This is a genomic window from Kribbella jiaozuonensis (assembly GCF_005233875.1).
Taxonomy (GTDB): domain Bacteria; phylum Actinomycetota; class Actinomycetes; order Propionibacteriales; family Kribbellaceae; genus Kribbella; species Kribbella jiaozuonensis.
The window spans coordinates 42413-53785 of sequence record NZ_SZPZ01000008.1; the positions used below are offsets into that span (position 1 = coordinate 42413).

Below are 11373 nucleotides of genomic sequence, written 5' to 3' on the forward strand. Positions count from 1 at the left end.
CCATGGAGCTCAGCGCAGAGGTCGACGGGTTCAGGCTGGCGTACGAACGGGAGGGTGAAGGGCCCGCGGTCGTGCTGCTGCACGGTTGGCCCGGGGACCACACGGACTACAGACGGCTCAGGCCGTTGCTGGTCGAGCGCGGTACCGAGGTCGTCGTACCGGATCTGCGCGGGTTCGGTGAGTCGGACGCGACCGACACCGACCCGGCGCAGTACGCAGCCGCCGCGCAGGGGCGAAGCGTGCTGGCGCTGATCGAGGAGCTCGGGCTGGATCGGCCGGTGCTCGTTGGATACGACATCGGCAGCCGGATCGCCCAGGCGATCGCGCGTTCGCAGCCCGAGCTGATCGAGGGCCTGGTGATCGCGCCGCCGCTGCCGGGGATCGGGAAGCGGGTGTTCTCCGAGCACGCGCAGGCGGAGTTCTGGTACCAGTCGTTCCATCGGCTGCCGGTGATCGAGGAGCTGATCGACGGGAAGCCGGAGGCGGTCCGCTCGTACCTGAACCATTTCTGGACGCACTGGTCCGGGCCGGGGTTCGAGCCGGAGCTCGACCACCTGGTGGAGGCGTATTCGCAGCCGGGCGCGTTCACGGCGTCGATCCAGTGGTACCGGGCGGGGGCTGGGGCGGTCGCGGTGTCTGCGGCTGAGACGGCGCCGCCGTTGTACGACCGGATCGCCGTACCGACGGTGGTGCTGTGGCCGGAGTTCGACCCGTTGTTCCCGCGGGCGTGGTCCGATCGGGTGGACGACTTCTTCAGCGACGTCCGGGTGCGGTACGTCGACGGTGTCGGCCACTACGCGCCGCTCGAATACCCGGAGGTCCTCGCGGAGGAGATTGTCGGACTAGGCTGAGCGCATGACCGAGCTGGGGATGCCGACGGTGCGACCGGCAGTCGGCGCGCTGGCGAGGCTCGCGCCGGAGCCGGTCCGGTACCTGCTGAACTGGGGGCGTAAGTACTCGCTCTGGGTGTTCAACTTCGGGCTGGCCTGCTGCGCGATCGAGTTCATCGCCGCGTCGATGGGCCGGCACGACTTCATCCGGCTCGGCGTGATCCCGTTCGCGCCCGGTCCGCGGCAGGCCGACCTGATGGTGGTGTCGGGCACCGTCACGGACAAGATGGCGCCGGCGATCAAGCGGCTGTACGACCAGATGCCCGAACCGAAGTACGTGATCTCGTTCGGCTCCTGCTCGAACTCGGGCGGTCCGTACTGGGATTCGTACTGCGTGACCAAGGGCGTCGACCAGATCATCCCGGTCGACGTGTACGTGCCCGGCTGCCCGCCGCGGCCGGAGGCGTTGCTGCAGGGGATCCTCAAACTGCAGGAGAAGATCGCGGGCGAGGCGCTTGCCGATCGGTACGACGAGCCGTCCGCCGCCGCGCTGACCCGCGGATTGGTGCAGCCTTGAGCGCCGACGCACTGGAGGCGCTGACGAGTGCCGGCATCACAGCGACGTCGACGGACAGCTTCGGCCCGACGGCGATCGACGTACCGGCGGAGTCGTGGGTGGCGGCGCATGAGGTACTACGGGATGCCGTCGGGCTCACGTTCTTCGATTTCCTGAGCGCTTCGGATGAGCTCACGGACGGGTTCCGGGTGGTGTCGCATCTCGCGGACTTCTGGGGTGGGTCGCATGTCGACCACGTGCTGGTCCGGACGCTGGTGCCCCGGGACAAGGCGGTGCTGCCGACGCTGTCCGAGGTGTACGCCGGGGCGAACTGGCATGAGCGCGAAACGTTCGAGATGTTCGGGATCAGCTTCGAGGGGCATCCGAACCTGATCACGCTGCTCCTGCCGGACGAGTTCGAGGGCCACCCGCTGCGCAAGGAGTTCGTGCTGGCGTCCCGGGTAGCCAAGCCCTGGCCCGGTGCGAAGGAGCCCGGCGAGTCCGACCACGCTCCCGTCGGCGCGCCGAGTCGCCGCCGCACCCTCCCACCCGGCGTCCCCGACGCGGAAACCTGGGGCCCCCGCCCACCAGGCTCCCCCGACCCAGACCCACTGGCAGCAGCCCAAGCCGCCGCCACCCCCGCCCGCCCCCGCCGCGCGGGCGGGGCCGCAGGTGCAGGCGGAGGCGCAGGAGCCGAACGCCGCACCCGCCGCCAATCCGCACCACCACCCAACGCACCCGCCCCTGCACCTGCCGCGGACCCAGCCCCCGGCGAGGAGGCTGGTGGTCGGTCGGGGGATGAGTCGCCGGGCGAGTCGTCGTGATTCCTTCGGCTGAGTTGTTGGCTCGGTACACGCTCGAGCGGCAGCATCCGTTGACCCGCACGTGGGTTGACGACGACGCGCGCCGCCTGGCCATCCTCACCGAAGAGCATGCGGCGCTCGACATCCTGCTGGCCGAGGATCTGCAGGTCGCCACCTACCGCGCGAAGCGCCTCGCCCCCGGCAAGTCGCCCGAGCAGATGCTCAACCGTTGGGTTGCCGTAGGCAACGACCTCGAAGTGATGTTCAGCATCCGCTTCGAGAACATGAACCTCGCGAAACCGTTCGTCGACGCCACCCCGATGAGCCGCTCACCCGAACCGCGCGACCTCCAAGCACTGGCCGCCGCAGCGCTCGAGTACTACGGCGTCCACAACCCGCTCTACCTTCGCCTCTGGAGCGCGGACGCCGGCGTCGACGGCACCGTCCCCGACCGCCGCTTCCTCGGCGCACCGATCAGCGAGCTGCAACCACACGACGTACCGCCCGGCCTCGCCCTCCGCCCGGCGAAGAGCGTCGAACACTACGACGAGGCGCGCCGCGCGTACGAGGACGTCGACACCGCCCACCCGCACCACACCGAAGAAGCCGCCATCCAGGACCTGGATGATCTCCAGGAGTCCGCCGACGACGGTCTGCTCTTCGACATCACGGTGAACGACGACTGGGCCGGGTACGCCGCCGCCATCATCAAGCCCGACGACGCCCTCGGCCTCCCGGCGTACGTCGTCCGCGAACTGATCCTCGCCAAGAAATACCGCGGCCACAGCTACGGCCCCCACCTGAGCACCCTCCTCGCCCAGGCCCTCCCCGACCCCACCCGCATCTTCATCGGCACCATCCACTCCGCCAACCAAGGCGCCCGCACCGCAGCCCTGACCGCCGGCCGCCACGACGTAGGCGGCTGGCTTCAACTCCCGCTACCTCAGGCCTGAGCGAGTCGCTCTGTCGGCTGCCCGGTGAGGTCGGCGATGAGTTCGAAGTCCTTGTCCAGATGGAGAAGAACAAAGCCGGTCTGCTCTGCGGTTGCAGCGATCAGCAAGTCTGCCACCGAAGGCGCTCGGTGCTGCCCGGCGGATGCGAGCTGCGACTGTATGACGACGGCGCGACGCTCAATCGCGGGGGTAGCGTTCTCCAGTGGCATGGCGGCGATGGATGGCTGATGCAAGAACAATCGATGCTCGTCCGCGGACCGCGCCGAGAAACCGAGTTCGAGCAAGGTGACGGTGGTGATGTGTACCAGTCCCCGGTTGATGCGGTTGGCCCATTCCTCCCTGTCAGGAGTCGTGTTCAGCCGCACCACGGCCGACTTGTCGATCAGCCAGCGCCGGGAGTCGACGGACGGCGTCATGACCAGGCCTGCTCCATGACGTCAGGATCCTCGACGTCGCGGGTCAGTTCCGCCAACCGCTCCAGGTCGGCGACAGTCACGACCACCTGTGAGCGCGCAGCCTCCTGGCTGAGTTGCCGGCGCAGATACTCACTCCTGGACAGTCCTAGACCTGCTGCTCGGTTGTCGATCACGGCGAGTACGTCGTCGGGTACGTCGCGAATGAGGACATCAGTCATGGCGTCACCTCCCAATCGGTATCACATGATATCAGGACGGCGCGGGCGTGTTGTAGAAGACCTCCTCGCGGGTGATCTGGCCGGACTCAACTGTGCAGAGGGAGAGTTTGGTGGTTTGGGAACGGGCGCCGGTTTGGGTGTTGCGTTGGGTGAAGGTGAAGCGGATGGCGAAGTGGTTGTCGTGGAGGAGGGGGCCTAGCGTTTCGACGGCGAGGTATTCGACGTCTGCGTTGAGGCGGCGGATGTTTTCGAGGATTGCTGCGACGCCTTTGAGTTCGGTTGTGGATTCGAGTGGGGCGGTGCGGATGATGTCGGGGGCGAGGAAGGTCAGGGCTGTGTCGAGGCGGCCGGATGACAGTGCGTCGGCGTACCCGTGGGCGACCTCGGGGGTGGAGAGGATGCGGAATTCGTCGGCGTGTTCGTGGGCCCATTCGGTGAAGGTGAGGGCGGGGCGGCCGGTTAGTTCGGTGACGGTGGTGGTGACGGGTTCGGGGTTGTCGACGAGTGAGGCCCAGTAGCTGACCGCGCTCGCGGCCAGGGCCGGGTCGGCGCCTTGGTCGAGCATGGCCTGGCGGGCGGCGTCCTCGGTCAGGGGTACGACGTGCAGGTCCTTGCCGACTGCACGACCGATCGTCGCCACCTGCTCCGCCTGCGTCAGCGCCTCAGGGCCGGTGAGCTCGTAGATCTGGCCGACGTGGCCGGGGTTGACGAAGCTGAGTACGGCGACCGCCGCGATGTCGCGCTCGTGGATCATCGACCGCGACGCCTCCGGGTACGGAAGCCGGAGCGTGTCACCCGAACGGAAGTCCTCGGCCCACGACTGCGCGTTGACCGCGAACCCGCTCGGCCGCAGGAACGTCCACGCCTTGCCCGCATCGCGCAGCAGCCGCTCGACATCACCCCAGACCCCACCCTCGGCGGCATTGAGCGAGGACAAATACACCACCCGCGAAGGCAACGCCGGGACGATCTCCCCGGCCCCGTCCGCGCTGAACGACGGCCACAGCAAGAACGCGGCATCCACGTCGGCCGAGGCCCGGCGTACGGCGTCTGCGTCGGTGATATCGCCCTGGATCAACTCGACCTCGGGCGGGAAGCCGGCGAGCTCCGGCGTACGGACGAGGGCTCGGACGGTGACGCCGGCGGCGCGCAGTCCGTCGACAACGTGGCGGCCTACGCGGCCGGTGGCTCCGGTGACAAGGATTCTCATGTGCCCCACCCTTTGACCTCAACGTTGGTTGAGGTCAAGCCGGAACCACTAGGCTGACGGTCATGCTGGAGTTCGTGGTGCGGGTGGTGGGCGTCCTGGTCGCCTTCCTGGTGGCGCCGTTGCTGGTCGGTCAGGCCGAGCACAAGGTGATGGCGCACATGCAGTCACGGCTCGGCCCGATGTACGCCGGTGGGTTCCACGGCTGGGCGCAGCTGGTCGCGGACGGGGTGAAGTTCGTCCAGAAGGAGAGCGTCGTCCCGGCGGCCGCGGACAAGCGGGTCTTCGAATGGGCCCCGATCGTCGCGATCCTGCCGTACCTCGCCGCGCTCGCCGCGATCCCGCTGGCGCCGGGCATCGTCGGCGCCGATCTCGACGCCGGCCTGTTCTTCGTACTCGCGGTGATGAGCATCGGCGTCCTCGGCTCGCTGATGGCGGGCTGGGGCAGCGGCAACAAGTACAGCCTCCTCGGCGGACTCCGGGTCGCGGCGCAGCTGATGAGCTACGAGCTGCCGTTCGTCCTGTCCGCGGCGAGTGTCGCCGTCGCGGCCGGTTCGCTGAGCCTGACCGAGATCGGGCACGCGTGGAACCCGTGGTGGCTGCTCTGGCAGCTGCCCGGCATGGTCGTGTTCTTCATCGCCGGTCTGGCCGAGCTGCAGCGGCCGCCGTTCGACATGCCGGTCGCGGACTCCGAGGTGATCTTCGGCCCGTACACGGAGTACACCGGCCTCCGCTTCGCGATGTTTCTGCTCGCGGAGTACGCCGGGATCGTCGTACTCGCGGGGCTCACAACGGTGCTGTTCCTCGGCGGCTGGAGTGGCCCCGGACCGGAATCGATCGGCTGGATCTGGACGCTGCTGAAGGTCGGTGTGGTCTCGGTCGTGGTGATCTGGGTGCGGGTGTCGTTCCCGCGCATGCGCGCCGACCAACTGCAGAAGCTCGCGTGGCAGGGCCTGGTGCCGGTGGCGCTGTTCCAGCTCGCGCTCACCGGCATCGGCGTCATCCTGTTCTGAGTGCTTCCGTCGGGGAGAGTCGGGCGGCCCGGATAGCCGGGTAGAGACCGGCGAGCCCACCGATGACGAGCGTGGCGACGACTCCTCCGGCGAGTGCCCAGACCGGGATCACCGTCAGCCAGCTCTGGTACGACGCGTACGCCGCCGTGACTGCGGATCCGAGAACCGCGCCGCCGATTCCGCCGAGCGCGGAGAGCAGCAGCGACTCCGTGAGGAACTGCGTGCGGATCCGACCGCGGGTCGCGCCGAGCGACCGGCGGAGGCCGATCTCCGCACGGCGTTCGAGCACCGAGATCACCATGATGTTCGCGACACCGACGCCGCCGACCAGGAGTGCGACCGCGCCGAGTCCGAGCAGCAGACCGGTGAATGCCTGCCCGGCAGCCTGTTTCGCGGCGAGCGCGTCGGACGGCCGCGAGACCTCGACCTCGTTCGGCGCCTCCGGGTTGGCCGTTGCCCCGAGCACCGATCGGACCGCCGGCACCTGGGCGTCGTCCGATCGCATGTAGATCGTGGTCGGGTGTCCGTCGAACGACAGCTTGCTCGCCGCCGGCCAACCCATCAGGGCGGCGCTGTCCAGCTCGGGTGCGAGCGCGGCCGGTTCGAGGATGCCGAGGACGGTGAACCAGACATTGCCGATCAGGACCTGCGTGTCCTGCCCGGCCTTGGTGATGCCGAGCCGATCGGCGGCGCTCGCGCCGAGCACGGTCGCCGGGTACGAGCCGGTTGCCGCGTCGATCCACTTGCCGCTGCGGACCGTCGCGCCGATGGTGTCGAGCAGGTTGGTGCGGGCGGCGTACGCGATGATGCCGTTGGTCTCGACGTCCGGGATCTTGTTGGTCCGGTAGACGGACGTGTCGTCGACCTTGCCGACTGCGGACTCGGCGCGAACCGGGGCGATCCGGCGGACCATGGCTTCGGCGGTCAACGGGAGTTGCGCCTGCTCGCCGGTCAATCGAGTGCCTGGGGCAACTGTCAACAGATTGGTGCCCAGCGCATCGAGTTGCCCATCGAGCTCCGCCCGCGAGGACGACGAGATCCCGACGACGGACACCATTGCGGCGATGCCGATCGCAATCCCCAAGGCCGACAGGAACGCGCGGGTCGGTCGGGTGCGTAGACCAACCGCGCCGACTCGCACCACATCTCTTAGCTTCAAGGATGCTGGTTTGAGTTCGCCTCTCATGATCGCACCTCCTCGACGATGACGCCGTCCCGCATGCGGACCTGGCGGGGCAGCGAGGCTGCGATGTCCCGGTCGTGGGTGATGACGACGACAGTCGTGCCCGCGGCGTGCAGGTCCCGGAGCAACTGCATGACGCCGGCGCCCGACGCCGAGTCGAGTGCCCCGGTCGGCTCGTCGGCCAGCAGTACGGCGGGTTCGCCTGCGACTGCCCGCGCCACCGCGACCCGCTGCCGCTCGCCACCCGACAGCTCCTGGGGCTCGTGCTCCAGCCGATGCCCCAACCCAACACGTTCGAGGGCCGCCGCCGCCCGCTTCCGCCGTACCGACAGACGCAGACCGGAGTACAGCAATCCGTCGGCCACGTTGTCCAAGGCGCGCACGCCCGCGGACAAATGGAACTGCTGGAACACGAATCCGATCCGTGTCGCCCGCAACGCCGACAGCCCCGCGTCGGACAACCGCGCCACGTCATAAGAGTCGATCCGCACAGTCCCGGAGGTCGGCCGGTCGAGCGTGCCCAACACGTTGAGCATCGTCGACTTCCCGGAGCCCGACGGCCCGACGATCGCGACCAGCTCGCCGGCCTCGATCCGCAAGCTGACTCCGCCGAGCGCGTTGACGCCGCCCGGGTACACCTTGGTCACCTCGCTCAACTCGATCACTTCGGGATCCCGACTGTCGTGCCGGCCTTGATCCCGGCGCCGCTGACCTCGACCTGACCACTCGCGAACAGCCCGGTTTTCACCGGCACGTACCGCGACGTCGTACCGTCCGTGACCTCGACACCGAACCCGCCTTCGCGCAGCGCAACCAGCGCCGCGACCGGGACGGTCAGCACGTTCTTCCGCTCCGAGGCGGTAAAGGTCACATCGGTTGCCGCCGACGACCAACTGGCCACTGCCTTCTGGTTGGCGATGGCAACGATCACCTCGACCTTCGTCTCCGGGTCCTTGTCCGGGCTCTCCGCCGGGATGATCACCGTCGACACCTTCTCGATCCGGCCCGGCACGGTCTTGCCGTCCGGAAGCGCCACCGTCACGGCCGCGTTGAGCGTCGCGAGCCGCTGGTCCGCTGCATCTAGCTGGACCGTGACGGCCCGAGTCGTGCCGGTGTAATTGAGCACCGGCTGGTTCGGACCTAGCGGCGTACCCTCCTGACCCTGCACGCTGTCCACCCGGATATGACCGGGCGCGAACAGCACACTGCCGAGCTCGACCACCCCGGTCTCGTCCAGCCCGAGATCGTCCTGCCACTCCTCAACCGCTGCGGCAGTGGCGTCGGTGTACTCGTCGTCCACGGTGAAACCCGTGTACCCCATCGCCTTCAGATTCTGCTCGAGCTGCAGTACATCGTTGCCCTCGGCCCCGATCGACAACCTGCGGTACGCCGGGAGCGCGCCGTACAGCAGGATCGTGGGCTTGTTGTCGATGCTGTAGATCGTGTTCCCGCGAACCAGCTCACGCCCGCTGTCCGGTACGGCGGTCACGGTGCCGGCGACCCGGCTGACCGCGGAGGACGTCGTACCGAAGCCGAGTTGGCCGTCCTGGGTCTCGGTGTCCTTCAACGTCTGCTGCGTGACCTTGGTGGTGTTGACCGGCAAAGCCTGCGCGGATGGGTTCGTTGCCTGGCTGGTGTCGCCCCGGCTGACCAGGAACGCGCTCGCGGCGCCCCCGGCGGCCAGGACGACCACAGCCGTCAGTGCTTTGCGCATCAGCGTGCCGCCAGGATGCTCTGGCAGGCGCCCTGCGCCTTCTGGAAGTCGGGGTCGTCGGCGACGCCCGGGCCGATCATGATGCCGGGCTGGTCCGGCTTCGGGTCCGGGAACTTCTCGACACCGTTCTTCCGCATGCACTCGGCGTACTTGCGGCCGTTCTCCGCCTGCTGCGGGTTCGCGCTGCCCTGCGCCTGCGGGTTGTACTGGCTGCACGCCTCCATCGCCTTCTGGACCTGCTCCTGGGTGACGCCGGAGTTCTTGTCGAACTTGAGCATCGGCCCCTTGCCCGGCTCCGGGTCCGGGACGTTCAGGCCGTTCTCCCGCAGGCACTGGGTGAACTTGACCGCCATCTCGTCCTGACTGAGGCTGGCCGGCGCACTGCTCGGTGCAGTCGCCCCGGCGCTCCCGGAGCCGGACGCGACCTGGGTGTCGGGCTTGTCGGCGCCACAACCGGTGATGAGAACGGCGGCTGCCAGCGCGGTGGCGGCCAGGATGGTCTTGCGCATCGGTGCGCTCCTCTCGTTTCCCCGAAGCCTTCGCCGTACGCCGTTTCCCCGTGGTTTCCGAGTCCGCTAACGCGGGGGAAACACGGGCGTCGGGGATCATGGGGGCGTGCGGGTTCTGGTGGTCGAGGACGAACCGTTGCTGGCGGCAGCGATCGCGGAGTGGCTGCGTGACGAGTCACATGCGGTCGACGTGGCCGGTGACGGCGGCGCTGCGCTCGAACGGCTGTCGGTGAACGCGTACGACGTACTCGTGCTCGATCGCGACATCCCGGTCGTGCATGGCGACGAGGTGTGCCGGCAGTTGGTGCAGTCCGGGTCGGACACCCGGGTGCTGATGCTGACGGCTGCCGCTGCGGTCACTGACCGGGTCGAGGGGCTGGGGCTCGGTGCGGACGACTACCTGACCAAGCCGTTCGCGTTCGCTGAGCTGGCTGCCCGGGTGCTCGCGCTGGGGCGGCGGAGTCGTCCGGCCGATCCGCCCGTACTGCGACGTGCCGGGGTGACGCTCGATCCGGCGCGGCACGAGGTGTTCCGCGACGGCCGGTACGTGCCGGTGTCGAAGAAGGAGTTCGCCGTACTCGCGGAGCTGCTGCGGGCCGACGGCGCGACCGTGTCGGCCGAACAACTGCTGGAGAAAGCATGGGACGAGCACGTGGACCCGTTCACCGGGGCGGTGCGGCTGACGATCCTCAAGCTGCGCCGCAAACTGGGCGAGCCGGGGCTGGTCGAGACCGTTACCGGCGTCGGGTACCGCATCCCATGAGGCGGCTGACGCTGCGGGGCCGGCTGACGTTGCTGTACGGCGGTCTGTTCATGGTCGCCGGTGTCGTGCTGCTGGGGGTGACGTATGCGCTGTTCACGGCGAACCTGGGGCAGAAGTATCAGGTGATCGTGAAGGGGACTTATCTGAGTCCGACGACCGGTGCTACGACCAAGCCGCCGCCTCCTGACCAGGCGTACGTGCTGAACAAGGACGGTGCGCTGCTGACCGGCTCGGACGCCGAGCGTGTGATGAACGAGCAGCGGGAGCAGGTGCGGCAGGCGGCGATCGAGTCGTTGCTGATCCAGGGGAGCGTTGCGCTGGTCGTTGTCGGTGGGTTGGCGGCTGGGTTCGGGTGGCTGGTGGCCGGGCGGGTGCTGGCGCCGCTGCATCGGGTCACTGACACCGCTCGGCGGATCTCGGCTTCACCTGCGGCTCTGCATGAGCGGATCGCGTTGCAGGGGCCCGATGACGAGGTGAAGAACCTGGCTGATGCCTTCGACACGATGGTCGAGCGGCTGGACCATTCGTTCGACGGCCAGCGGCGGTTCGTCGCCAACGCGTCGCACGAGTTGCGTACGCCGTTGACGCTCGGGCGGGCGCTGGTCGAGGTCGCGATGCATCGACGTACTGCGTCTGCCGATGTGAAGGAACTGGGCGAGAGCCTGCTCACGATCAACGCCCGGCATGAGCAGCTGATCGAGGGGCTGCTGATCCTGGCGGACTCGGAGAAGCAGCTGACGACCGTGTATCCGGTGAACCTCGCCGACGTCGTGACTCACGTCTGTAGTCAGTTGGCGGGTGAGGCCTTGGCGGCTGGGGTGGAGGTTGAGCGCGGGCCGGGGGAGGCGCCGACCCGCGGGGACGCGCTCCTGCTCGAGCGGCTGGTCCACAACCTCGTCGAGAACGGCATCCGCCACAACACCCCCGACGGCTGGGTCCGCGTGATCAGCAAGACGGTCGGTGACGAGGTGCAGGTTGTGGTGACGAACACCGGGCCGGAGATCCCGCCGTACGAGGTCGAGAGTCTCTTCAAGCCGTTTTACCGGCTCGGTGCCGAACGGCTGGTCAGCGGTCGAGGTGCCGGCTTGGGGTTGTCCATCGTCCGCTCGGTAGCGGAGGCGCACGCTGGCACGGTAACCGCCGTACCCCGCCTCGGCGGTGGTCTGGAAGTCACTGTGGTGCTACCTGTCGATCTGGGGTGATGGGGT

At 68.4% G+C, this 11373-nt stretch carries 14 protein-coding genes; 7 read left to right on the forward strand and 7 right to left on the reverse strand.

The features are described from left to right. Positions 1 to 2 precede the first annotated feature (2 nt). The 4 genes from FDA38_RS41470 to FDA38_RS41485 are packed head-to-tail and all read left to right on the forward strand — an operon-like array spanning position 3 to position 3142. Positions 3 to 851, forward strand: coding sequence for an alpha/beta fold hydrolase (locus FDA38_RS41470; RefSeq protein ID WP_137256643.1), 849 nt, complete (start codon positions 3 to 5; stop codon positions 849 to 851). 4 nt (positions 852 to 855) lie between these two features. After that, positions 856 to 1407, forward strand: a complete 552-nt coding sequence (locus FDA38_RS41475; RefSeq protein WP_137256644.1) for an NADH-quinone oxidoreductase subunit B — start codon at positions 856 to 858, stop codon at positions 1405 to 1407. Then, positions 1404 to 2210: an NADH-quinone oxidoreductase subunit C gene (locus tag FDA38_RS41480; protein WP_137256645.1), complete on the forward strand. Its 807-nt coding sequence runs from the start codon at positions 1404 to 1406 to the stop codon at positions 2208 to 2210. Before FDA38_RS41475 ends, FDA38_RS41480 begins: the two co-directional genes overlap by 4 nt. Further along, positions 2207 to 3142: a GNAT family N-acetyltransferase gene (locus FDA38_RS41485; RefSeq protein ID WP_233714926.1), complete on the forward strand. Its 936-nt coding sequence runs from the start codon at positions 2207 to 2209 to the stop codon at positions 3140 to 3142. The genes FDA38_RS41480 and FDA38_RS41485 overlap by 4 nt, the downstream gene beginning before the upstream one ends. Here the strand turns inward: FDA38_RS41485 and FDA38_RS41490 are convergent. Genes FDA38_RS41490 through FDA38_RS41500 form a run of 3 tightly spaced genes read right to left on the reverse strand, consistent with a single transcriptional unit; the run spans position 3133 to position 4986 of the window. Next, a complete protein-coding gene (locus tag FDA38_RS41490; protein WP_137256646.1) occupies positions 3133 to 3558 on the reverse strand; it encodes a PIN domain nuclease in 426 nt (141 codons plus the stop codon). The two genes, FDA38_RS41485 and FDA38_RS41490, sit on opposite strands and share 10 nt — an antisense overlap. After that, positions 3555 to 3776 carry a type II toxin-antitoxin system VapB family antitoxin gene (gene vapB, locus FDA38_RS41495; RefSeq protein ID WP_137256647.1) on the reverse strand — a complete coding sequence of 74 codons (222 nt, stop codon included), beginning with the start codon at positions 3774 to 3776 and terminating at the stop codon, positions 3555 to 3557. The genes FDA38_RS41490 and vapB overlap by 4 nt, the downstream gene beginning before the upstream one ends. 31 nt (positions 3777 to 3807) lie before the next feature. Continuing rightward, complete coding sequence (locus tag FDA38_RS41500; RefSeq protein ID WP_137256648.1) at positions 3808 to 4986, reverse strand: NAD(P)H-binding protein; 1179 nt, start codon at positions 4984 to 4986, stop codon at positions 3808 to 3810. Between the two features lie 62 nt (positions 4987 to 5048). On the opposite strand from FDA38_RS41500, the gene FDA38_RS41505 reads away from it, so the two are divergent. After that, complete coding sequence (locus FDA38_RS41505) at positions 5049 to 5996, forward strand: complex I subunit 1/NuoH family protein (protein ID WP_233714927.1); 948 nt, start codon at positions 5049 to 5051, stop codon at positions 5994 to 5996. Here the strand turns inward: FDA38_RS41505 and FDA38_RS41510 are convergent. Genes FDA38_RS41510 through FDA38_RS41525 form a run of 4 tightly spaced genes read right to left on the reverse strand, consistent with a single transcriptional unit; the run spans position 5983 to position 9402 of the window. Next, positions 5983 to 7182 carry an ABC transporter permease gene (locus FDA38_RS41510; RefSeq protein WP_137256650.1) on the reverse strand — a complete coding sequence of 400 codons (1200 nt, stop codon included), beginning with the start codon at positions 7180 to 7182 and terminating at the stop codon, positions 5983 to 5985. The genes FDA38_RS41505 and FDA38_RS41510 overlap by 14 nt on opposite strands. Continuing rightward, a complete protein-coding gene (locus FDA38_RS41515; protein WP_137256651.1) occupies positions 7179 to 7844 on the reverse strand; it encodes an ABC transporter ATP-binding protein in 666 nt (221 codons plus the stop codon). The genes FDA38_RS41510 and FDA38_RS41515 overlap by 4 nt, the downstream gene beginning before the upstream one ends. Beyond that, positions 7841 to 8893, reverse strand: a complete 1053-nt coding sequence (locus tag FDA38_RS41520; RefSeq protein ID WP_137256652.1) for a peptidoglycan-binding protein — start codon at positions 8891 to 8893, stop codon at positions 7841 to 7843. Before FDA38_RS41520 ends, FDA38_RS41515 begins: the two co-directional genes overlap by 4 nt. Further along, the gene (locus FDA38_RS41525) at positions 8893 to 9402 is read right to left on the reverse strand and encodes a hypothetical protein (protein WP_137256653.1); all 510 of its coding nucleotides are present in this window, start codon (positions 9400 to 9402) and stop codon (positions 8893 to 8895) included. Before FDA38_RS41525 ends, FDA38_RS41520 begins: the two co-directional genes overlap by 1 nt. A 106-nt stretch (positions 9403 to 9508) precedes the next feature. Here FDA38_RS41525 and FDA38_RS41530 point away from each other — a divergent pair, with 106 nt between their 5' ends. Next, a complete protein-coding gene (locus FDA38_RS41530) occupies positions 9509 to 10165 on the forward strand; it encodes a response regulator transcription factor (RefSeq protein ID WP_137256654.1) in 657 nt (218 codons plus the stop codon). Then, on the forward strand, positions 10162 to 11367 hold the full coding sequence (locus tag FDA38_RS41535; RefSeq protein ID WP_137256655.1) for a sensor histidine kinase: 1206 nt from the start codon (positions 10162 to 10164) through the stop codon (positions 11365 to 11367). The genes FDA38_RS41530 and FDA38_RS41535 overlap by 4 nt, the downstream gene beginning before the upstream one ends. Positions 11368 to 11373: the final 6 nt, after the last annotated feature.

Bases quoted from the DNA above. Each gene is read 5' to 3' on its own strand.
- FDA38_RS41470 (WP_137256643.1), top strand. From the start codon at position 3: ATGGAGCTCAGCGCAGAGGTCGACGGGTTCAGGCTGGCGTACGAACGG.
- FDA38_RS41475 (WP_137256644.1), top strand. From the start codon at position 856: ATGACCGAGCTGGGGATGCCGACGGTGCGACCGGCAGTCGGCGCGCTG.
- FDA38_RS41490 (WP_137256646.1), bottom strand. From the start codon at position 3,558: ATGACGCCGTCCGTCGACTCCCGGCGCTGGCTGATCGACAAGTCGGCC.
- vapB (WP_137256647.1), bottom strand. From the start codon at position 3,776: ATGACTGATGTCCTCATTCGCGACGTACCCGACGACGTACTCGCCGTG.
- FDA38_RS41500 (WP_137256648.1), bottom strand. From the start codon at position 4,986: ATGAGAATCCTTGTCACCGGAGCCACCGGCCGCGTAGGCCGCCACGTT.
- FDA38_RS41505 (WP_233714927.1), top strand. From the start codon at position 5,049: ATGCTGGAGTTCGTGGTGCGGGTGGTGGGCGTCCTGGTCGCCTTCCTG.
- FDA38_RS41510 (WP_137256650.1), bottom strand. From the start codon at position 7,182: ATGAGAGGCGAACTCAAACCAGCATCCTTGAAGCTAAGAGATGTGGTG.
- FDA38_RS41520 (WP_137256652.1), bottom strand. From the start codon at position 8,893: ATGCGCAAAGCACTGACGGCTGTGGTCGTCCTGGCCGCCGGGGGCGCC.
- FDA38_RS41525 (WP_137256653.1), bottom strand. From the start codon at position 9,402: ATGCGCAAGACCATCCTGGCCGCCACCGCGCTGGCAGCCGCCGTTCTC.
- FDA38_RS41535 (WP_137256655.1), top strand. From the start codon at position 10,162: ATGAGGCGGCTGACGCTGCGGGGCCGGCTGACGTTGCTGTACGGCGGT.